Raw genomic sequence first — 19,539 nt, forward strand, 5'->3', positions numbered from 1 at the left:
CACCAGTATTTCAGTCCAGGATGCCGCGCGCTTTCATGCGCATGGCAAACCACAGCAGGGCGATGGCGACGATCCAGATCAACGCGCTCATCGCCATGCCGCCCGCCCCGGTGACGGCCGCGGGCGCATCGCTGGTCCACTGATAGACCGTGGTCAGCGCAAGACCGAGCAGCGAGGCGGCGAAAGCCGCTATCGCCCAGCGCGAGCGCATGACCAGCAGGACCGAGCCGAGCAGCGCGCCCCACGTGCCTAGCGCCCATGCGACGATGGACCAGGCGGGAAACGTGTCGATGTAGTCGATCATCTCGGGCGGAAACTGCGCAAGGTAGGTCGGGCTGCGCGTCACCGTCAGCGTAAAGTCGAGGCAGCCGAAGGCATTCCACGGGATCGACAGCAGCGCTGCCACCCAGAAGTACCACGGGGTCCCTACGCCGGTCGCTTTGTCCATCGCATCCCACCATTTTGCATTTCCTTGTGGGCGCAAGCCTATCGCGCGCGGCAGACCGGTGCAATTGCGGGCAACTCTCGCTAGATAGGCCCCATGGCCGACCTGTTTGCCGACGATATTCCCGCAACGCCTCCCGACGAACCGCGCGAGGACGCTCCGCTCGCCGACCGGCTGCGACCGCGCACGCTGGCCGACGTGGTCGGGCAGGAGCACCTGACCGGTCCGGAAGGCGCGATCGGGCGCATGGTCGCTGCCGGACGCCTGTCCTCGATGATCCTGTGGGGTCCGCCCGGCACCGGCAAGACGAGCACGGCGCGCCTGCTGGCCGATGCCGTGGGCATGCGCTTTGCCGCGGTCTCCGCCGTCTTTTCCGGGGTGGCAGACCTCAAGAAGGCCTTCGCAGAGGCCGAAGTGGCCGCAAGGGCCGGGCAACGCACGCTGCTATTCGTGGACGAGATCCACCGCTTCAACCGGGCCCAGCAGGATGGCTTCCTGCCCTTCGTCGAGCGCGGCACCGTCACCCTCGTCGGGGCGACGACCGAGAACCCCAGCTTCGCGCTCAACGCCGCCCTCCTGAGCCGGGCGCAAGTGCTGATCCTGCACCGCCTCGACGCCGAGGCGCTGGGTGCGCTGATCGACAAGGCCGAGGCGCTGGAAGGCCCCCTCCCCCTTGATGCCGCCGCGCGTGAGGCGCTGATCGCATCGGCCGACGGCGATGGCCGCTTCCTGCTCAATCAGGCCGAGACGCTCTATGCCGCCAAGATCGCGGAAAAACTCGACCCGGCCGGGCTCGGCCAGTTCCTGCAGCGGCGCGTGGCCGTCTATGACAAGGACCGCGACGGCCACTACAATCTGATCTCGGCGCTGCACAAAAGCCTTCGCGGATCCGATCCGCAGGCCGCGCTCTACTATCTCGCCCGGATGCTGACGGCGGGCGAGGAACCGCTCTACGTCCTGCGCCGCCTGGTGCGTTTCGCCTCGGAAGACGTCGGACTGGCCGATCCCCAGGCCCTCGTCCAGTGCCTTGCTGCCAAGGATGCCTACGAATTCCTCGGCTCGCCCGAAGGCGAACTGGCGATCGTACAGGCCTGCCTCTACCTCGCCACCGCCCCCAAATCGAATGCGGCCTACATGGCGTTCAAGTCCTCGTTCCGCAGCGCAAAGGAAACCGGTTCGCTCAGCCCGCCGGCCAACATCCTGAATGCGCCGACCAAGCTGATGAAGGACATCGGCTACGGCAAGGACTACGCCTACGACCACGACGCGCCCGACGGCTTTTCCGGCGACAATTACTGGCCCGAAGAGATGGCTCCGCAGACCTACTATGCGCCGGTAGAGCGCGGTTTCGAACGCGAGATCCTCAAGCGCATCGACTGGTGGAACCGCAAGCGCGCCGAACGGCGCGAGCAGTGAACGCCGCGGCGCATGGCGGGCCGCGCTTTCGCCACTTCATGGCGATCGACTGGTCCGGCGCTGTCGGCCCGCGCCAGAAAGGCATCGCGGTCGGCCTGTGCGACCTCAGCGGCGCAGCGCCGCAAATCGTGCGCCCGCGCGATCACGCCGTCTGGTCGCGGCAGGACGTGCTCGATCTTCTATTGCACGACCTGCCCGACGACACCCTGGTCGGGCTCGACCTCGGCATCTCGCTGCCTTTCGCCGACGCCGGGGCCTTCTTCCCCGGCTGGAACGAAAGCCCCGGGGATGCCCGCGCGCTCTGGGCGCTGATCGATGCGGTCTGCGCGGGCGATGCGGACCTATGCGCCACCAGTTTCGTCGACCACGCCAGGGCCAGCGCCTATTTTCGCCGTCACGGCGGGCGGGAGGGCGAACAATTCCACCTGCCCGGCGCGGCACATCGGCGCGGGCGGATGCGCGTGACCGAGGAGGCGCAGGCCCGCGCGGGCTGCAAGCCCTATTCGAACTTCAACCTCGTCGGCGCGGCGCAAGTCGGCAAGTCCAGCCTGACCGGGATGCGCATGCTCCATCGCCTTGGCGGCACAGTGCCGGTCTGGCCCATCGACCCGCTGCCGGCGCGCGGGTCCGTCATCGTCGAGATCTACACGACGCTGGCCGCCGTAGCGGCAGGCCGCTCGCCTTCCCGCGCCAAGATGACGACGTTCGAGGCCTTGGCTGACGCGCTCGCGGCGCTGGGTTCCCCGCCCGCCCGGGGCAGCGGCGCGATCGACGATCATACCAGCGACGCGCTGCTCACCGCCGCCTGGCTGCGCCGCGCCGCCTGCGACCCGGCACTCTGGCAACCGGCTGAACTGACGCCGGAATTGGCCTGCACCGAGGGCTGGACCTTCGGCGCGGCATAGACCACAACCTGTCCCATCGAGGGCGCCCCTCCCCCCGGTCCGGGCGTCGCTCCACCAAACCGATAGGGACACACTATCACATGAAACACAAACTGCTGGCAGGTCTGGCCTACCTTGCAATGGGAGCCTGTGCAACCGCCGCGCCCCCTCCCGAAGCGCCGATGGCGGCCGCACCTGCGGCCCAGGCTCCGGCAAGCGCGTGGAAGGCCTTCGTCCAGAAGACCATCGACGACTGGATGATCCAGGACCCTGCCTTCGCCGTCTATCAGGGCGCACACCAGTTCGACGGCAGGCTGCCCGACTGGAGCGAAGCCGGCCTCGCCAAACGTGCCGCCTTCCTCCACTCGGTCATCGACCGGGCGAACGCCTTCACCGGCCTGTCCGACGCCGACAGGTTCGAGCGCGATTACCTGGTGCAGGTTGCCAAGGGCAGCCTCTTCTGGATCGAAGATGCCGACCAGCCGCACACGAACCCGACCTGGTACATCAACGGCGGGCTCGACCCGAACGTCTATGTCAGCCGCAACTATGCCGACAAGGCAACGCGGATGAAGGCCATGATCGGTTTCTTCAAGGCGGTGCCGACTGCCGCAAAGAACATCCGCGCCAACCTCAAGCCGAAGATGCCTGCCAGCTTCATCAAGCTGGGCGTCGCCGGCTTCGGCGGTTTCGCGGAATACTATCGCGGCGATGCCCGCGCAGCCTTTGCCGACGTGCAGGACCCTGCGCTGCAGGCCGAGTTCAAGGCCACGTCCGAAGCTGCGGCAAATGCCATGCAACAACTCGCCGACTGGCTCGCCGCAGCCACGCCGACGCAGGACTTCGCGCTGGGGGCCGAGCGTTTCTCGCGCATGCTGGCCGCGACCGAAGCGGTCGATGCCCCGCTGGACGAGCTTGAAGCGGTGGGTCAGGCCGATCTCAAGCGCAACCAGGAGGCGCTGAAGAAGGCCTGCGCCGCCTATGCCCCGGGCAAGGACATCCAGGGCTGTTTCGACAAGATGCGGGCCGACAAGCCAGAAGGTGGACCGGTCACCGCCGCGCGCAAGCAGATCCCCGATCTCACCGCCTTCGTGCGCGCGCACGACCTGGTGACGATCCCGGGAACCGAGCAGGCGCTGGTCGAGGAAAGCCCGCCCTACAACCGGCAGAACTCCGCCTACATCGACCCGCCCGGACCGTTCGAGAAGGGCATCCCCTCGATCTATTACATCTCGCCGCCGGACCCTTCGTGGCCCATGCAGAAGCAGCAGGACTACATTCCGGGCAAGAACGACCTGCTGTTCACATCGGTCCATGAAGTCATGCCCGGCCACTTCCTGCAGTTCCTCCACTCGAACCGCTCGCCGTCATGGGTGGGCCGCCTGTGGGTGGGCTATGCCTTCGCCGAAGGGTGGGCGCACTATGCCGAGGAAATGATGTGGGATGCGGGCCTCGGTGACGGCGATCCCGGCGTCCACGTCGGCCAGCTCTCCAACGCCCTGCTGCGCAACTGCCGCTATCTGTCAGCCATCGGCCTGCACGCCCGCGGCATGACGCAGGAGCAGTCCAAGCGCATGTTCATGGACGAATGCTATCAGGACGAAGGCACGGCCGAACAGCAGGCCGCGCGCGGGACCTACGACCCGGCCTACCTCAACTACACGCTGGGCAAGCTGATGATCCGCAAGCTGCGCGACGACTGGACCGCCAGCCGTGGCGGTCGCGGCGCATGGAAGCAGTTCCACGACACTTTCCTGAGCTACGGCGGCCCGCCGATCCCACTGGTTCGCCAGACCATGATGCACGAAGACGCACCGCACGCGGTCTTCTGATCCAAAAGCGTTTGCACCCAACGCATAAAACTCTGGACCGGCGCCCCTGCCTCGCGGTAAGGGCGCCGGACTTGTTTCGTGCAGCCGCGACAGCGCGCCGCACCGGGCCGGCTTAGCTCAGTTGGTAGAGCACCTGATTTGTAATCAGGGGGCCACGGGTTCGAATCCTGTAGCCGGCACCATTCATCTTTCATTTCAATATCTTGAGTCGCGGCGCGATTCCCGCCGATGCGCCGGACAAGCACCTCCGCAAGAAGGCTCAAGCCCGGCGGCCGACACCTGGGCGAACGGCCTCCAACACGAAAAAAGCCCGGGATGACCCGGGCTTTTTGACTACTTACGGCCACCTGCAAGCAGGTGAATGGTGCCAGAAGAGGCATCACATTCGAACTTATTTTCTATGCTTTATCAGCTAGTTAGGAATTCGGCCTTCTCCAAAAAGCCCTCAAAAGGCCCTCAAAAGCCGTCTAATGCATTGGTTCGATGCCTTTTTTAGGACTCAGAATACGCAATTATCTAGCTTTGGCATCGTCGACGCAAGTCCGCAAAAACGGTCAGCGAACCATCTCCGCAAAGCCATCCGATCACGTTTTTATCCCGCAAATTCACATTTTCGTGAATTGCGGGATAAATCTGGCCGGAGCATCTATTCGCGCGTCGTAACCTCGTCGCGCACCTCCGGGCTGATAGGACGCTCGACCGCCTGTTCGGCTTCCTGCAATAGCTCTGGTGTGAGATCGGTCGTCCGCGCGGGGAGTGGCGTGCCGTCGCCCATCTCACCGTTCCTTTCGATGTCTTCGATCAGCAACTTCATCTCTGCAATTTCTTTGACCTGAGCCTCAATGATCGAGTCCGCCAACTTGCGAACACGCGGATCGGTGATCTCAGCCCGCGCACTCGTCATGATTGCGATCGAATGGTGAGGGATCATAGCCGACATGTACTCTTCGTCGTTGACGGTCGCCTGGCTGCGGACCAGCCACAGCGCCACCGCAAAGACCAGCGCGCCTACGCCCAGGATGATGAAGTTCTTGGTCTTGTCCTTGTACATGCCCCACATGAAGAGGAGCATGACGATCATCATCATGCCGCCCATGACGAACGTCATCCAGAAGCGCGTCTCGCTCCAGAACACATGATCAAGCTCGTATGTGTTTAGATACATCAGGCCGAACATGATCGCGGTCGACGTCGCCACCATCGCCATGAAGCGCCAGTAATTGCCCCCACCGCCCTGGTGCTGCTGTTGATCCGCATTGTGGTTGTCGGCCATTCAATCCTCCTGTTGGCTCATCGTCTTGTATACGTACTGGGCTGTGCAGCTGATCAGGATGAAACCTGTCAGCGACGCGATGCCCGCAATCACCCTCAGGTGATCGGTCGGATAGATGTCGCCCAAGCCCACTGTCGTCACGGTGATCAGGGCGAAGTAATAGTAATCCATGGCCGACATGGCGGGCTCCTTGGCAAACCCGCCAAGCCCGAGCGAAGCGGCCCAGGCAAATCCGACTGCGAACACCACAGCAACCAGCATGTGGCTGAGGAGAACGAGCAGAGATCCTCCCGTCAGTCTCAAGGCGGCTGGCGACATGCCGGGAGGCGACACCCTCTTCGCAAATCGCAACATGACCAAATGCAAGGTCAGTGATACCAGGAAGAGTGTTATTCCGATTGCCGTTGCCGCGATCATGCCCGACCTTCGCCCAATGTGGGAAGCTTTAGTCCGCGCAGGCGCAGGGCGTTGGCGATGACCGATACCGATGAGAGGCTCATCGCTGCTGCCGCGATCATCGGATTGAGAAGAAGGCCGAAGGCGGGAAACAGCACGCCCGCCGCCACCGGGATGCCGAGCGCATTGTAACCGAACGCGAATACGAGGTTTTGGCGAATATTGCGCATGGTGGCGCGCGACAGGACAATCGCCTGGAGCACACCGGTCAGGTCGCCGCGTACCAGCGTCACACCGGCGCTTTCGATCGCCACGTCGGTGCCGGTTCCCATTGCAATGCCAACATCCGCAGCCGCCAGCGCTGGCGCGTCGTTGATGCCGTCCCCTGCCATTGCGACGCGCTTACCGGAGGCCTTGAGCGCCTCGATTTTGCGATGCTTGTCCTCGGGCGAGACGTTTGCCTCGACCTCGTCGATACCGAGCTGGCGGGCCACGGCTTCGGCGGTGGCGCGGCTATCGCCGGTTAGCATGACCACTTCGATCCCGCGCTCGTGCAGCGCCCTAATGGCCGCAGCGCTGGTCGGCTTGATCGGATCAGCGACCGCGATCAGCCCTGCCGGTGCGCCATTGATGGCCACGAACATCACGGTTTGGCCTTGGGAGCGTCCGGCTTCTGCGGACGCGAGCCATTCCGCATCATCGATCCCGAGCCGCCGCATCAGTTTCTCGTTGCCAATGGCGACCTTCCGCGGTCCCACGCGCGCCTCGACACCCTCGCCGGTAATCGACGACAAATCATACGCTGCCTCGAACGCCACGCCTCGCGCCTTGGTGCCTTCAACTATTGCATGGGCGAGCGGATGCTCGCTCCCGGCTTCGACCGCGGCGACGGCGGAAAGGAACTCGGCCTCGTCCAGTCCCACTCGGGGAGTGACCGAGACGAGATCAGGCTTGCCCATGGTGAGAGTGCCCGTTTTGTCGACCACCAGCGTGTCGATCTTTTCGAGCGTCTCCAGCGCCTCGGCGTTGCGAATGAGGATGCCGTGCTGGGCCCCCTTGCCGGTGCCGGTCATGATCGACATCGGGGTTGCGAGGCCGAGCGCGCAGGGACATGCAATGATGAGAACGGCGATCGCGTTGACCAGTGCATAGGCAAGCGCGGGGAATGGCCCCCAGATGGCCCAGACGATAAAGGTAACGACCGCGATGACGACGACCGAAGGCACGAACCAGGCCGCGACCTGATCGGCCAGGCGCTGGATCGGTGCCCGGCTGCGCTGTGCCTCGGCGACCATCTGGACGATCTTGGACAGCATCGTGTTCTTGCCGACCGCGCCTGCACGCATAACGAAGCCGCCGGTCTGGTTGACCGTTCCGCCGATAACCTGGTCGCCGGCCTTTTTGGACACGGGCAATGGCTCACCGCTGATCATGGACTCGTCGATCGCGCTCGAACCCTCGGTCACCTCGCCATCGACCGGCACCTTATCGCCAGGGCGGACGCGGAGCAGGTCACCACTCGCCAATTGGTCGAGAGAGACTTCGCGCTCGTCGCCACTGCCGAAGATCTTGAGTGCGGTCGGAGGCGCGAGTTCGAGCAACGCACGCAGCGCGCTCGAGGTCGAACCCCGCGCCCTGAGTTCAAGCACCTGGCCAAGTAGGACGAGCGTGGTGATGACCGCCGCCGCCTCGTAGTAGACGCCGACGCGGCCCGAGTGATCGCGGAAGGCGGGCGGGAAGATGCCGGGCAGGAGAGTCGCGACGAGGCTGAACAGGAACGCGATCGCTACGCCGAAGCCGATCAGCGTAAACATGTTGAGGTTGCGGGTCCTGAGCGACTGCCACGCCCGTACGAAGAACGGCCACCCGCCCCAAAGTACGACCGGTGTGGCGAGGGCCAGCTGCGCCCATTGCGCACGTGCCGGTTCGATCAGCCGGTCGAAGCTGATCCCGGGCACCATGTCGCTCATCGCGTAGACGAACAACGGCAGGGTGAAGAGCGCGCTGACCCAGAAGCGGCGCGTCATGTCGACGAGTTCGGGATCGGGTCCATCCTCGAGGCTGACCGTCTCAGGCTCCAGAGCCATTCCGCAGATGGGGCAGCTTCCCGGTCCTACCTGCCGGATTTCGGGATGCATGGGACAGGTGTAAATCGTCCCCTCGGGAACGTCCTCGACCTGCTCAAGATGCGCGCCCGACAGATAGTGCTCCGGGTCGCTGACGAACTTGTCCTTGCACCGCGCCGAACAGAAGTGATGGGTTGCGCCGTCGTGCTCGGCGATATGCGTAGCACCCTCGATCGCCACGCTCATGCCGCAGACAGGGTCGATGGCGGTAGCTTCACCTTGGGCGTGGCCTGCCTGATGGGTGTCGCAACAGCTCATGGATTGCCTCCTTTGCTTCGCAGGTGCGTATGACTGAAATCAGGGATAGGACGCGAAAACCTCGCGGCGCCCGTTGCCGAACGCTATGACCTGGTAGGGTTGCACTTTGCCCCCCGCCTCCATGCCGGGCGATCCGAGCGGCATACCGGCCACCGCCAGACCTTCCACCCAGTCGGGCCTTTCTGCGAGCAAGCGCTCGACGTCGGCGGCGGGCACGTGGCCCTCGATGACGTACCCATCCGCGATCATGGTATGACACGAACGAAGGTCATCGGGGACACCGTGCTGCGTCTTTACCGACGCCATGTCGGGGTGATCGACCGTTGCGACTTCATGCCGGTCGCCCTGCTGCATGTGCGCCGCCCAGGCTTCGCAACATCCGCAACTGGGATCGCGATACATGGTGAAGCTGGCTGCCTGCGCCGCGCCCGTACAGGCTGCGAGCAATATCGTGCCAAGTATGGGGAGAAGTGGGCGATGGTTCGGATGTCTGCGTTTGCTCATCAGTTGTGTCCCATTGCTTTCATGTCTTCATCCGACATGGTCGACATGTCGTGGCCGGCATGCGGATCGTTAACAGGCGTCCCGGTGGGGGCGGGCGCTGGTACAGGCGCTGCATGGGAGCCTTCCCGAACAGGTGTCTTCGCCTCAGCGGGCGCCGGATTTGACTGCGACGCTGCCGGCGCCACCGGTGCCCGGACCCCAGTGGCTGTGCGGGATTCTATCGAGCTGCTGGTCGGGGACGGGGTAGCACTCGCAGAGGTGAGCGGTGCAGAAGGTTCCGCATTGCTGTCACTCTTTTGATCGTTTCGAGCGTCTGACGAAGCTCCACAAGCAGCCAGCGACAAAAACAAGAACGGCAGAACGCCGATTAATCGCACGTGTTTCGAAGTCTTTCGCTCCATGCTCTTACTCCAGACCAAGGTGATTGGGGCCGAAAACCATCTCGCCGCCGAGATAGCCTTGCAGTACGAGTGCTACCGCCAGCACCGCCAGCACGATACGAAGAAGGGTGCGGTTCCTCGCGCGAAATGCCAGCCAGGTCGCAACAAGGGCAACGGCTGCAATCGCCGTTCCATTCCATCGGTGCAGTCCCAACGTCTCGGAGCGGTCCTCGAGGCGCCATCCCGCAGCAAACCAACCGAGGAGTGCAGCGGTAAGCGCGCCAGCGGCCCCCCCGCTGATAAGAAAGCGCACCGTGGTTTCGAGGCCGAGAGCAGGCCGGATCGTCAGCAAGAGTTCCCCCAAGGCAGCAAGCAAAAGGAGGGCAATCGGAAAATGCGCGGCGACAGGGTGGAGGCGACCGAGGAAGTCGCTGATCGAGGTAACCCGGTTCTCGGCAATTTTGGCTGCGAGCGCCTGGTCGGCTGTCTGCGGCATGGCGTTTGCCGAAGCTTGACGGGCACCTGCTGGGCCGATCATGGCGTCGGGCATCATCTCCGCCCCATCATGATGCGCAGCGGGATGATCCTGCATTTCCATCTGCGCCATCTCGGCCTCGCTCAGGTCCTTCTTATGACCCTCGTGAGCACTGCCAGGGGCCGAAAGAAGGAGGAGCGCCACAGCGATCGGTGTGAGGAGCCAGAGGAGCGAACGGGATAGCTTCATGCTTCTCTTACGTCCGACCCGTTCGCATCCCTCAAAAATTTTCAAGGGATATGAGAGGACGAAGCGTATAGTTGGCTGTAAGACAGGATAAAATACGCATGGCTGACAACGAAAGACTTAATCGTGCCTTGCAGTGGCTGGGAGCTGCACCCGATCCTTCGCTGCCCGAAGACTTCATGGGTGGCGTGTGGATGCGGGCGGGTAAGCTCGAACAGGTCGATGCGACGCGAACGCGTGTCGCCTTATTCACGGCGATGGCATTTATTGGGCTTGGTGCGGGCTTTGGCACGTCGCAATCGCCTGCCCGTGAAAGCCAAACAAATTACCAGCTAATCGAAGGCGCCGACCTCTCACCTGCTTCACTGCTGCATGTTCAACCATGAAGGTCAGCATTCTCCAGATAGTGCTTGCTGCCCTTCTGGCCGTGGCTGCGGGATGCATCGGCGCATACGCTGCCGGGCAATGGCGCGAGGCATCGCATGCGATCACTTTGCATGATTTCGTCCACGAGGAACTCGATCTTGATGCATCGCAGGACAGGAAACTCGATCAGCTCGAGGCGCGGTTCGCTGTTCAACGCCAGGAGCTCGACCTGTCGCTCAGAGCCGCAAACGCGAGGCTCGCCTCCGCGATGGACGATGAACATGAATACGGGCCCAAGGTGGCCGCGGCTATTGACGAGGTGCACGCACGCATGGGCGATCTGCAGAAGGCAACAGTCGAGCATGTATTTGCAATGCGCGCCTTGCTCGATCAGGAGCAGCGCGCGCGCTTCGATCGCCAGGTCGCGGCTTCGCTAACACGCGAACCTGGCGAATGACAGGTCGTGGAGGGGCGGAACGACACACCTGACGAGGAACTGGTCGAAAAGATAATTGCAGGGGACAAGGCAGCATTCGGCAGACTCGTCGAGCCTCATCTGCCCCGCCTGCTCGGTCTGGCCCGCCGGATGCTCTCGTCTGCCGACGAAGCCGAAGATGCGCTGCAGAACGCACTGGCATCGGTTTGGATGGCGCGAGCCAAGCTCGATCCTCGCAAGCCTGTAGCAGCCTATCTGACAACCGTGACGCTCAACAAATGCCGCGACCGGCTCAGGCGCCAAAAGGTTGTGCGGCTGCTGAGTTTGAGGGCCCTAGGTCCCGACGTTGCCGTTGCGGCAGACGAACCCGGTCCTGATGTTGAGATCGCCGACCGGCAATTGCTCGCTCAGGTCACCAACGCGATAGATCGCTTGCCGCTCCGCCTTCGCGAGGCTCTTGTTTTGGTCGCCATCGAGGGGCGAAGCCATGGCGAGGTTGCTAAATTGTTGGGAGTGACGGAAAAATCGGTCGAAACACGTGTGTATCGGGCCCGTCAGCGCCTGCGCAATAAGATCGATTTTCTTTGAGGGGTGATGGCGGTCGCGGCGTAAACAGAGGCATGAGCATACTTCCTCTAATCGACGACGTCGCAATCAACCGCAGAAAGTTCCTCACCGCCAGCGCCGGCGCGGCAAGCTTGCTCGCCCTCGGTCAGACAGCGCCGGCATGGGCCCGCGGCGCCGACCTGCACGGCGGCGGCCCCATCCGCCCCGGCTTCGACGAAGTGTCGGGCCGCGACATCGCACTGACGATCGGCGAAGGTCCGCGCGTTGTGCAGGGGCGTCGCGGCCACGCCATCGCTGTAAATGGGAGCGTACCGGGTCCGCTGATCCGTCTCAAGGAAGGTCAGCCGGTCCGGCTGGCAGTGACGAATACACTCCATGAAGACAGCTCCATTCACTGGCACGGGCTGCTTCTGCCATTCCAGTACGACGGCGTACCGGGTGTCAGCTTTCCCGGCATCAAACCTGGAGAGACTTTCGTCTATGACATCCCCGCGCTGCGACAGAGCGGCACCTACTGGTGGCATAGTCACTCGGGGTTGCAGGAGCAGGCCGGGCACTACGGCCCGATCGTGGTTGAACCCGCCGGGACGGTCCCCGTGCAAGCGGACCGCGACTATGTTCTACTCCTGAGCGACTTCACGCCTCTTCACCCCCATACGATCATGGACAAGCTGAAGAAGGGCGAAGGCTACTTCAATTACCAGCAGAACACCTGGACCGACGACTATCCGCTGTCGGGCGAGGACCGCCGGATGTGGGCGCGTATGCGCATGATGGCGACCGACATCCTCGACGTGACCGGCTCGACCTACACTTACCTCGCCAACGGGCGCGGACCGGAAGAGGGTCTCGAGTTCCTGTTCAACCTTGGCGAGCGAGTACGGCTGCGCGTCATCAACGGCAGCGCCATGACATTTTTCAACGTCCGCATTCCCGGAGTGAAGTTCTGGGTGGTCGGTGCCGACGGTCAAAACGTGCGCCCGGTCGAGGTCGAGGAGTTTCAGATCGGCACGGCCGAGACCTACGACATCGTCGTCGAGCCGACCGGGGAAGCCCGCACGATCGTGGCCGAGAGCATGGACCGGTCGGGCATGGCGGTGGCGACCCTAGCCTCGCGTCCCGGCGCGCGGGCACCGGTTCCGCCCTTGCGCGATCCGCCACTGCTGACGATGGCGGATATGGGTATGAACCACGGCTCGGGCGGAATGGACCATGGCGGTGGCGACGACATGGGCGGGATGGACCATTCGGCCATGGGCCACGACATGCCATCGCAAGGTGCGTCTGCGGATCCGATGGCCGGAATGGACATGAGCGGCATGGATATGCGCGACACATCCCTGCTGCCGCCCAGCGTGGAGGTCGGCCCCGGCATCGACATGGTGTCGATGAACCCGGTCGATCGCATGGGCGATCCGGGCCTCGGCCTGGACAACGTTCCCCACAAGGTTCTCACCTACAAGGATCTTGTGGCGCTCGAGCCGAACGACGATCTGCGCCGCCCGACACGTCAGATGGAGATCCATCTGACCGGCAACATGGAGCGCTACATGTGGTCGTTCGACGGCAAGAAGTTTACCGCCGTCAGCGACGACCCCATCCGCTTCGCCTATAACGAACGTGTCCGTGTGAAGCTCGTCAACGATACGATGATGGCGCATCCGATCCATCTGCACGGCCATTTCTTCGAACTGGTCAACGGCGCGCCTGCCGACCGGCAGCCGCAGAAGCATACGGTTATCGTGCAGCCCGGCGGCAGCGCCACCTTCGACCTCACCGCCGACGAACAGGGCGACTGGGCCTTTCACTGCCACCTGCTCTACCACATGCATTCGGGCATGTTCCAGATCGTGACCGTCGCCCAGCCGCCTTCGGCGCCCGATGTGAAACGGGTGGGAGAAGACTGATGCACCTGATCGTCGCCATGTTTCTGGCGGGCACCGCCACCCCGACCTTCGCGCAGGACCATTCGGGCCACGCGATGCCCGCGCCCCAGGCTCCTGCCCAGACCGAATGCGAAAAGGAGGCCGCACGTCATCGCGCCATGGGCCACCCGGTGCCCGAGGGAGCGTGTGCGCCCACTGCGCAACCGGGCGAAACAGCCTCCGCCGATCCGCACCAAGACCACTCTGGCATGGATCATTCGCAGATGAACCATAGCCAGATGGAGGGGATGGACCATTCCACCATGGACCATTCGGGGATGGATCATAGCCAGATGCCGGCGATGGACGATTCTACCATGGAAAACATGGACCACGAGGCGATGGGCCATGAAGGGATGCAGTCGTCCGGCCAACCACCGATGAACCATCAGTCGATGGACCACGGGATGATGGACCATGGCACTATGGACCATGGCGCCATGGACATGACCCCCATCCCGCAAGGACCGCCTCCGGCTGCGGCGGGATCGGGACCGCCCCGTGCCGCCGATGCGATCTGGGGGGCGGACGCGATGCGTGCCTCCCGCGATGCTCTGCGCGCCGAGAACGGCGGGATGAACGTTTTCTGGTTCCAGGGCGACCGCGCCGAATATCGCGCACGGGAAGGCGGGGATGGTTACCTGTGGGACGTGCAGGGCTACTACGGCGGCGACCTCGACAAGTTCTGGTTCAAGAGCGAGGGCGAAGGCACATTCGGCGAAAAGCCCGAGTCCGCTGAAATCCAAGGCTTGTGGAGCCACGCGATCGGCCCATGGTGGGACCTGCAAGCCGGCGTACGGCAGGACCTGACGGGCCCCGAACGGACCCACGCCGTCCTCGGCGTGCAGGGTCTGGCGCCCTATATGTTCGAGGTCGATGCGGCCGCTTTCCTGTCGACCAAGGGCGATCTGACGGCACGTGTCGAAGCCGAACTGGACCAGCGAATAACGCAGCGCCTTATCCTGCAACCGCGCGCTGAGGTGAACCTGTCCGCGCAGGACATTCCCGAACTGGGTGTCGGAGCCGGTCTCGATTCGGTCGAATTGGGGCTGCGGCTGCGCTACGAATTCGTCCGTGAATTCGCGCCCTATGTCGGCATCGAGCAGGAATGGAAGGTTGGCCAGAGCGCCGACTATGCCCACCTTGCGGGCGAGGATCCAAGCGTGACCAACTATGTCGTGGGCGTTCGGTTCTGGTTCTGAGGGGATAAGCGATGAGGTTTACAGGTTTCGCGGCTGCGGCTGCGGCGGCACTCGCTGCGATGGCCACTGCGGCGCACGCTCAGCATGCCGGTCATGGCGATCATTCAGCCCATAGCGCACAAATTGCGGCGCCGGACGCGCTCACGCAACAGGCGCAGGCCGTGCTCGTTGCCTACCGTGAGGCACTGGTTGCCCGTGACGAGGCGGCCATGCGGACGCTGTTTGCCGCGGACTCGCTGGTTTTCGAGAATGGCAAGGCCGAGGGCACGTTCGCGCAGTACATGGAACACCACCTCGGCCCAGAGCTCGGCGAGATCACCGAGTTCGCATTCACCAATCCGACGGTGAACGCCAGGATAGTCGGTCATGTGGCGTATGGCCATGAAACTTACCGCTACCGGATCGCCCTCACGGATGGCCGTGTAATCGAGCGCGACGGGGTTGCGACGTCCGTACTGACGCACGAGGATGGCAACTGGAAAATCGTCCAGTACCACTCCTCGTCACGCGCGCCGCGCCAGAACTGATCAACCGGCCGCGATGACAGGCCAGCGTTCGCGCAAGCTGCGACTGCACATCTTTGGCAGCAAGGTCCACAAGTGGCTCGCAGTCTTCGTCGGCGTGCAAGCCCTCCTGTGGACGGCAACCGGGACGATCATGTCGTTCCTGAAAATCGAACACGTCCGTTCCGAGCACGTGATCTCGCGCGAACCATTACCCCTGGGCGTTGACGCTCCGCTACCTGCATGGGCGGCTAACGAGGGCGACCTGGTCTCGGCAACGACGAAGACCGTCAACGGCGATCCGGTGGTTGAATTGAAGCGCGTCGATGGCAGCGCAACATTGCACGAAGCAGTGACCGGAAGGAAATTGTCGCCGCTCTCGCGCGACGCCGCCGAGCAAATCGCCTCGGCTGCCTGGACGGGACCCAGCACCGCGATCAAATCCTCAATGTCGATCGAAGCGCCGGTCGGCACCGAATTCGGCGGACCGTTTCCGGCGTGGCAGGTGCAATTTGCCGATCCGGATGGCACGCGCCTCTACATCGACGCTTCAACCGGCGCGGTGCTCGCGGCGCGCAGCGATACCTGGCGCCTATTCGACCTCGTCTGGGGACTCCACATCATGGACTGGACCCAGCGTGACCGGATCAACAGCTGGTGGCTGCTCCTGTTCGGCATCGGCGGGACCGTCATTGCAATTTCCGGCTTCGTGCTTCTTGCCAATCGCTTTCCCAAGCTCCGGCGCAATCGCGCGAAGGGGCCGTAGTTCGCGGTGCGCGATCTCCTGTCTGCAATCGGCCCGCGATCGGTCTGCGGACAGATGCCACGGGAGTATATGCTGCCCATGGTGCAGGCCTCGCCCCCGGATGCGATGAGGCCCGAAAGAAACTCCAATCCGTGAGACTGCGATTTCGAGCTCAAAATTGAATTGTGGCGCCGAGAGAATAGATCACCGAATATTCTCTCACCGCCTCAGGCTCACTTGTTCAGGCAGGATGTCGAAGGCTCTAGACGTCTCACGATGACGATAAGGCGATAGACGAGATATCGGCCTTGGGATCGATATCGCGTTTGGCTTCCTTGCGCTCCGAATAGCGGTCGACCAGCTGGTCGGCATGCGGGCGCAGCAGGACGGTGAACCGCACCAGTTCCTCCATGACATCGACGATGCGGTCATAGAGCGAGGACGGTTTCATGCGGCCCGCCTCGTCGAACTCCTCGTATGCCTTCGGCACGCTTGACTGGTTCGGGATGGTGAACATCCGCATCCAGCGCCCAAGCAGTCGCAGTGTATTGACGGTATTAAACGACTGCGAGCCGGCAGATACCTGCATGACCGCCAGCGTCCGCCCCTGGGTCGGCCGCATTCCCCCGATGCTGAGCGGGAGGTGATCGATCTGGGTCTTCATGATGCCGGTGATCTGGCCGTGCCGCTCCGGGCTGCACCACACCATGCCCTCGGACCAGAACGCGTGCTCGCGAAGCTCGTGAACGGCAGGATGGTCGTCACCGCCAATTTGATCGGGCAGCGGCAGGTCGGAGGGATCGAAGATACGCGTCTCCGCGCCGAACAGCTGGAGCAATCGAGCAGCTTCCTCGACCGCGAGGCGCGAATACGAGCGCTCCCGCAGAGAGCCGTAGAGCAACAGGATGCGCGGCGGTGGCTGGTCGGCGCCGAGACCTTCCGCCGGGCGGGCATGGACGAAGGCGGGGTCGAGCGCCGGAAAGCTGTCGGGATCGGGCAAGGGTCGCAGACGGGACAAGGAAATTCTCCAAATTTGGGTCGTCAGCCGCGGGGGCCGAACAGGATGATGGCAGCGCCGGCGAGCACGACCGCGCCGCCGACGAAGTCCCACCGGTCGGGGGTGGTGCCTTCGACAGTCCACAGCCACAGGAGCGACGCGGCAACATAGACCCCGCCATAGGCTGCGAAGGCGCGACCGGCAGCGTCGGTCGGCACGAGAGTCAGCAGCCAGGCGAACAGGGCCAGCGACACCATTCCGGGCAGCAGCCACAAGGGGCTCTTCTCCAGCCGCCACCATGCCCAGAATGCGAAGCAACCGGCGATTTCGAACAGCGCCGCGAGCGGATAGACGAGGAACAGCTTCATGCGAGGCTCAATCGCAGTGCGAGGGCGGCCAGGGTTACCAGCAGGATCGGCGTGGTCAGTGTGATGCCGACGCGGAAGTAATAGCCCCAGCCGATCTTCACGTCCTTCTGTCCCAGCACATGCAGCCACAGCAGGGTCGCGAGCGAACCGATCGGCGTGATCTTTGGCCCGAGGTCGCAGCCGATGACGTTGGCGTAGATCATGGCGTCACGAACCGGGCCGGTGGCACTCGTGGCATCGATCGACAGCGCGCCGACGAGGACGGTCGGCATGTTGTTCATGCCCGAGGATAGCACCGCGGACAGAATGCCCGTTCCGAAGGCCGCACCCCATATGCCGCCCTCGGCCGAGCGCTCCAGCACCCCGGCGATCGCAGTGGCAAGCCCCGCATTGCTCATGCCGTAGACGACCAGATACATGCCGAGCGAGAAGATCACGACCTGCCAGGGCGCTTCGCGGATCACCTGGCCCGTAGGGATGACGTGGCCGCGCGCAGCTATCGCGATGAGCGCCAGCGCGCCGACGGCAGCGACCGCGCTGATCGGCACGCCAAGAGGATCGAGAACGAAAAAACCGATCAGCAGCAGGGCCAGCACCACCCAGCCGGCGCGGAAGGTCGCTCGGTCATGGATCGCTTCTGCCGGAGCGCGGAGCTGTGCGACGTCGTAGCTGGTCGGAATGTCCTTGCGGAAGAACAGCAGCAGCGCTGCCAGCGTAGCCGCGATAGCCGCCAGGTCGACTGGCACCATGACCAGCGCATACTCGCCGAACCCGATATCGAAGAAGTCCGCCGAGACGATATTGACGAGGTTCGACACGACCAGCGGCAGGCTCGACGTATCGGCAATGAACCCTGCCGCCATGACGAAAGCCAGCGTCGCTTTGGCGTTGTATCCCAGCGCCCGGAGCATCGCGATCACGATCGGGGTCAGGATCAGCGCCGCGCCATCATTGGCGAAGATCGCGGCAACACCTGCACCCAGCAATACCACGAGCACGAATAGCCAGCGACCGTCGCCGCGCCCCCACCGCGCCACATGGAGCGCAGCCCATTCGAAGAAGCCGGCACGATCGAGGATCAAGCTGATCAGGATCACCGCGACGAAGGCGCCGGTGGCGTTCCAGATGATGTTCCACACCACCGGGATGTCGGCGAGCGAGATGACGCCGGTGGCAAGGGCGAGCAGCGCTCCGCCGATCGCGCTCCACCCGATGCCGAGCCCGCGCGGCTGCCAGATCACCATCGTGATGGTGACCACGAAAATTGCAACCGCAAGCAGCATCAGGCGATACGTTCGCCCGCATCGTCCACGACCTGCTCGCCATCTTCCTTAGTGAAGGCGCGCTGCTGAGGGCTCGGCAGGATCTCGATCACCACCTCGGAAGGACGACACAGACGGACGCCGAGCGGCGAGACGACCAGTGGTCGGTTGATGAGGATCGGGTGGTCCATCATCGCATCCACCAGCGCTGCATCGGAGAGGCTATCATCGCCAAGCCCGAGTTCAGCATAAGGCGTGCCCTTTTCGCGGAGCAATTCCCGCGGCCTGAGCCCGGCGCGCTCGATCAGGTTCTCGAGCATGGCGCGCGATGGCGGCGTGTGCAGATACTCCACGACGTGCGGCTCGATCCCGGCATTGCGGATCATCGCCAGCGTGTTGCGCGATGTACCGCATTCGGGATTGTGGTAAATGACGATGTCGGTGGGCACGGATGGTTCCTTTACAAGAAGAGCGCCGAGCACGGGACGCTCAGCAACATTCGGCAAGCTCAGCGGCGAGCGGTTCGCAGAGGTCCGCGCGTCCGCCGCAGCAGTCTTTCGCCAGGAACAGCATCAGATCGCGCAAGGCCTCGATATTCGCGCGCTGGATCATCTGCCGCCCGCGCTTTTCCGGAACGACGAGGCCGGCGGAAACGAGTATCGCGAGGTGGCTGGAAAACGTGCTCTGACTGAGTCCTGAGGCATTCACGAGTTGGCCGGTGGAAAGTCCTGCCGGCTCCTGCCGCACCAGAAGCCGAAAGGCGTCGAGGCGGGTAGAATGCGAGAGAGCAGCAAGACATTCGAGGGCGGTGATCGTTCGCACCCATCGGGATTTATCGATGGAATAGAGTGACGTCAAATCCTATCGAAAAATATCGATGGATTAGAAGATGCGAGTTAGCTGGACGAAGCAGCTGACCCGCCGGTGCAGGGG

At 63.4% G+C, this 19,539-nt stretch carries 21 protein-coding genes and 1 tRNA gene; 11 read left to right on the forward strand and 11 right to left on the reverse strand.

What is annotated here, in order from left to right; genetic code table 11:
- Nucleotides 1-10: 10 nt before the first annotated feature.
- Nucleotides 11-448: a hypothetical protein gene (locus JI59_RS06935; protein ID WP_038575707.1), complete on the reverse strand. Its 438-nt coding sequence runs from the start codon at nt 446-448 to the stop codon at nt 11-13.
- Between the two features lie 93 nt (nt 449-541).
- Between JI59_RS06935 and JI59_RS06940 the strand changes: the two genes are divergently transcribed.
- The 4 genes from JI59_RS06940 (at nt 542) to JI59_RS06955 (ending at nt 4,759) form a co-directional block, all read left to right on the forward strand.
- Complete coding sequence (locus JI59_RS06940; protein ID WP_007013484.1) at nt 542-1,861, forward strand: replication-associated recombination protein A; 1,320 nt, start codon at nt 542-544, stop codon at nt 1,859-1,861.
- A complete protein-coding gene (locus tag JI59_RS06945; protein WP_007013483.1) occupies nt 1,858-2,766 on the forward strand; it encodes a hypothetical protein in 909 nt (302 codons plus the stop codon). Before JI59_RS06940 ends, JI59_RS06945 begins: the two co-directional genes overlap by 4 nt.
- An 80-nt stretch (nt 2,767-2,846) precedes the next feature.
- Nucleotides 2,847-4,577 carry a DUF885 domain-containing protein gene (locus tag JI59_RS06950; protein WP_007013482.1) on the forward strand — a complete coding sequence of 577 codons (1,731 nt, stop codon included), beginning with the start codon at nt 2,847-2,849 and terminating at the stop codon, nt 4,575-4,577.
- A 106-nt stretch (nt 4,578-4,683) separates the two neighbouring features.
- Nucleotides 4,684-4,759: transfer RNA gene (locus JI59_RS06955), tRNA-Thr, on the forward strand.
- Between the two features lie 464 nt (nt 4,760-5,223).
- On the opposite strand, the gene JI59_RS06960 is transcribed toward JI59_RS06955, so the two are convergent.
- From JI59_RS06960 to JI59_RS25605, 5 genes are all read right to left on the reverse strand, one after another.
- The gene (locus JI59_RS06960; protein ID WP_007013481.1) at nt 5,224-5,850 is read right to left on the reverse strand and encodes a DUF305 domain-containing protein; all 627 of its coding nucleotides are present in this window, start codon (nt 5,848-5,850) and stop codon (nt 5,224-5,226) included.
- Nucleotides 5,851-6,267, reverse strand: a complete 417-nt coding sequence (locus tag JI59_RS06965; RefSeq protein WP_038575709.1) for an ion channel — start codon at nt 6,265-6,267, stop codon at nt 5,851-5,853.
- Complete coding sequence (locus tag JI59_RS06970; protein WP_052117854.1) at nt 6,264-8,630, reverse strand: heavy metal translocating P-type ATPase; 2,367 nt, start codon at nt 8,628-8,630, stop codon at nt 6,264-6,266. The genes JI59_RS06965 and JI59_RS06970 overlap by 4 nt, the downstream gene beginning before the upstream one ends.
- 39 nt (nt 8,631-8,669) lie before the next feature.
- Complete coding sequence (locus JI59_RS06975; protein ID WP_038575711.1) at nt 8,670-9,134, reverse strand: DUF411 domain-containing protein; 465 nt, start codon at nt 9,132-9,134, stop codon at nt 8,670-8,672.
- Nucleotides 9,135-9,539: 405 nt separating this feature from the next.
- A complete protein-coding gene (locus tag JI59_RS25605; RefSeq protein ID WP_052117855.1) occupies nt 9,540-10,238 on the reverse strand; it encodes a DUF2231 domain-containing protein in 699 nt (232 codons plus the stop codon).
- 98 nt (nt 10,239-10,336) lie between these two features.
- Here JI59_RS25605 and JI59_RS06985 point away from each other — a divergent pair, with 98 nt between their 5' ends.
- Genes JI59_RS06985 through JI59_RS07015 form a run of 7 tightly spaced genes read left to right on the forward strand, consistent with a single transcriptional unit; the run spans nt 10,337 to nt 16,000 of the window.
- Nucleotides 10,337-10,621: a hypothetical protein gene (locus tag JI59_RS06985; protein ID WP_038575714.1), complete on the forward strand. Its 285-nt coding sequence runs from the start codon at nt 10,337-10,339 to the stop codon at nt 10,619-10,621.
- Nucleotides 10,618-11,058 (forward strand): periplasmic heavy metal sensor, encoded by a 441-nt coding sequence (locus JI59_RS06990; RefSeq protein ID WP_007013475.1) that lies wholly within the window; start codon nt 10,618-10,620, stop codon nt 11,056-11,058. Before JI59_RS06985 ends, JI59_RS06990 begins: the two co-directional genes overlap by 4 nt.
- A gap of 6 nt (nt 11,059-11,064) precedes the next feature.
- Nucleotides 11,065-11,625 carry an RNA polymerase sigma factor gene (locus tag JI59_RS06995; RefSeq protein WP_007013474.1) on the forward strand — a complete coding sequence of 187 codons (561 nt, stop codon included), beginning with the start codon at nt 11,065-11,067 and terminating at the stop codon, nt 11,623-11,625.
- 32 nt (nt 11,626-11,657) lie between these two features.
- The gene (locus JI59_RS07000; RefSeq protein WP_007013473.1) at nt 11,658-13,511 is read left to right on the forward strand and encodes a copper resistance system multicopper oxidase; all 1,854 of its coding nucleotides are present in this window, start codon (nt 11,658-11,660) and stop codon (nt 13,509-13,511) included.
- Nucleotides 13,511-14,731, forward strand: a complete 1,221-nt coding sequence (locus JI59_RS27595; RefSeq protein WP_007013472.1) for a copper resistance protein B — start codon at nt 13,511-13,513, stop codon at nt 14,729-14,731. The genes JI59_RS07000 and JI59_RS27595 overlap by 1 nt, the downstream gene beginning before the upstream one ends.
- Nucleotides 14,732-14,742: 11 nt before the next feature.
- Nucleotides 14,743-15,258 (forward strand): YybH family protein, encoded by a 516-nt coding sequence (locus JI59_RS07010; RefSeq protein WP_007013471.1) that lies wholly within the window; start codon nt 14,743-14,745, stop codon nt 15,256-15,258.
- A 13-nt stretch (nt 15,259-15,271) separates the two neighbouring features.
- On the forward strand, nt 15,272-16,000 hold the full coding sequence (locus tag JI59_RS07015) for a PepSY domain-containing protein (protein WP_007013470.1): 729 nt from the start codon (nt 15,272-15,274) through the stop codon (nt 15,998-16,000).
- A 250-nt stretch (nt 16,001-16,250) separates the two neighbouring features.
- On the opposite strand, the gene arsH is transcribed toward JI59_RS07015, so the two are convergent.
- The 5 genes from arsH to JI59_RS07040 are packed head-to-tail and all read right to left on the reverse strand — an operon-like array spanning nt 16,251 to nt 19,428.
- A complete protein-coding gene (gene arsH, locus JI59_RS07020) occupies nt 16,251-16,997 on the reverse strand; it encodes an arsenical resistance protein ArsH (protein WP_038575719.1) in 747 nt (248 codons plus the stop codon).
- A gap of 23 nt (nt 16,998-17,020) precedes the next feature.
- The gene (locus tag JI59_RS07025; RefSeq protein WP_007013468.1) at nt 17,021-17,344 is read right to left on the reverse strand and encodes a YnfA family protein; all 324 of its coding nucleotides are present in this window, start codon (nt 17,342-17,344) and stop codon (nt 17,021-17,023) included.
- Nucleotides 17,341-18,627, reverse strand: a complete 1,287-nt coding sequence (locus JI59_RS07030; protein WP_007013467.1) for an arsenic transporter — start codon at nt 18,625-18,627, stop codon at nt 17,341-17,343. The genes JI59_RS07025 and JI59_RS07030 overlap by 4 nt, the downstream gene beginning before the upstream one ends.
- Nucleotides 18,627-19,055, reverse strand: a complete 429-nt coding sequence (arsC, locus tag JI59_RS07035) for an arsenate reductase (glutaredoxin) (RefSeq protein WP_007013466.1) — start codon at nt 19,053-19,055, stop codon at nt 18,627-18,629. The genes JI59_RS07030 and arsC overlap by 1 nt, the downstream gene beginning before the upstream one ends.
- Nucleotides 19,056-19,095: 40 nt before the next feature.
- Nucleotides 19,096-19,428 (reverse strand): ArsR/SmtB family transcription factor, encoded by a 333-nt coding sequence (locus JI59_RS07040; protein ID WP_007013465.1) that lies wholly within the window; start codon nt 19,426-19,428, stop codon nt 19,096-19,098.
- Nucleotides 19,429-19,539: the final 111 nt, after the last annotated feature.

Origin of the sequence: Novosphingobium pentaromativorans US6-1 (assembly GCF_000767465.1) — a bacterium.
Taxonomy (GTDB): domain Bacteria; phylum Pseudomonadota; class Alphaproteobacteria; order Sphingomonadales; family Sphingomonadaceae; genus Novosphingobium; species Novosphingobium pentaromativorans.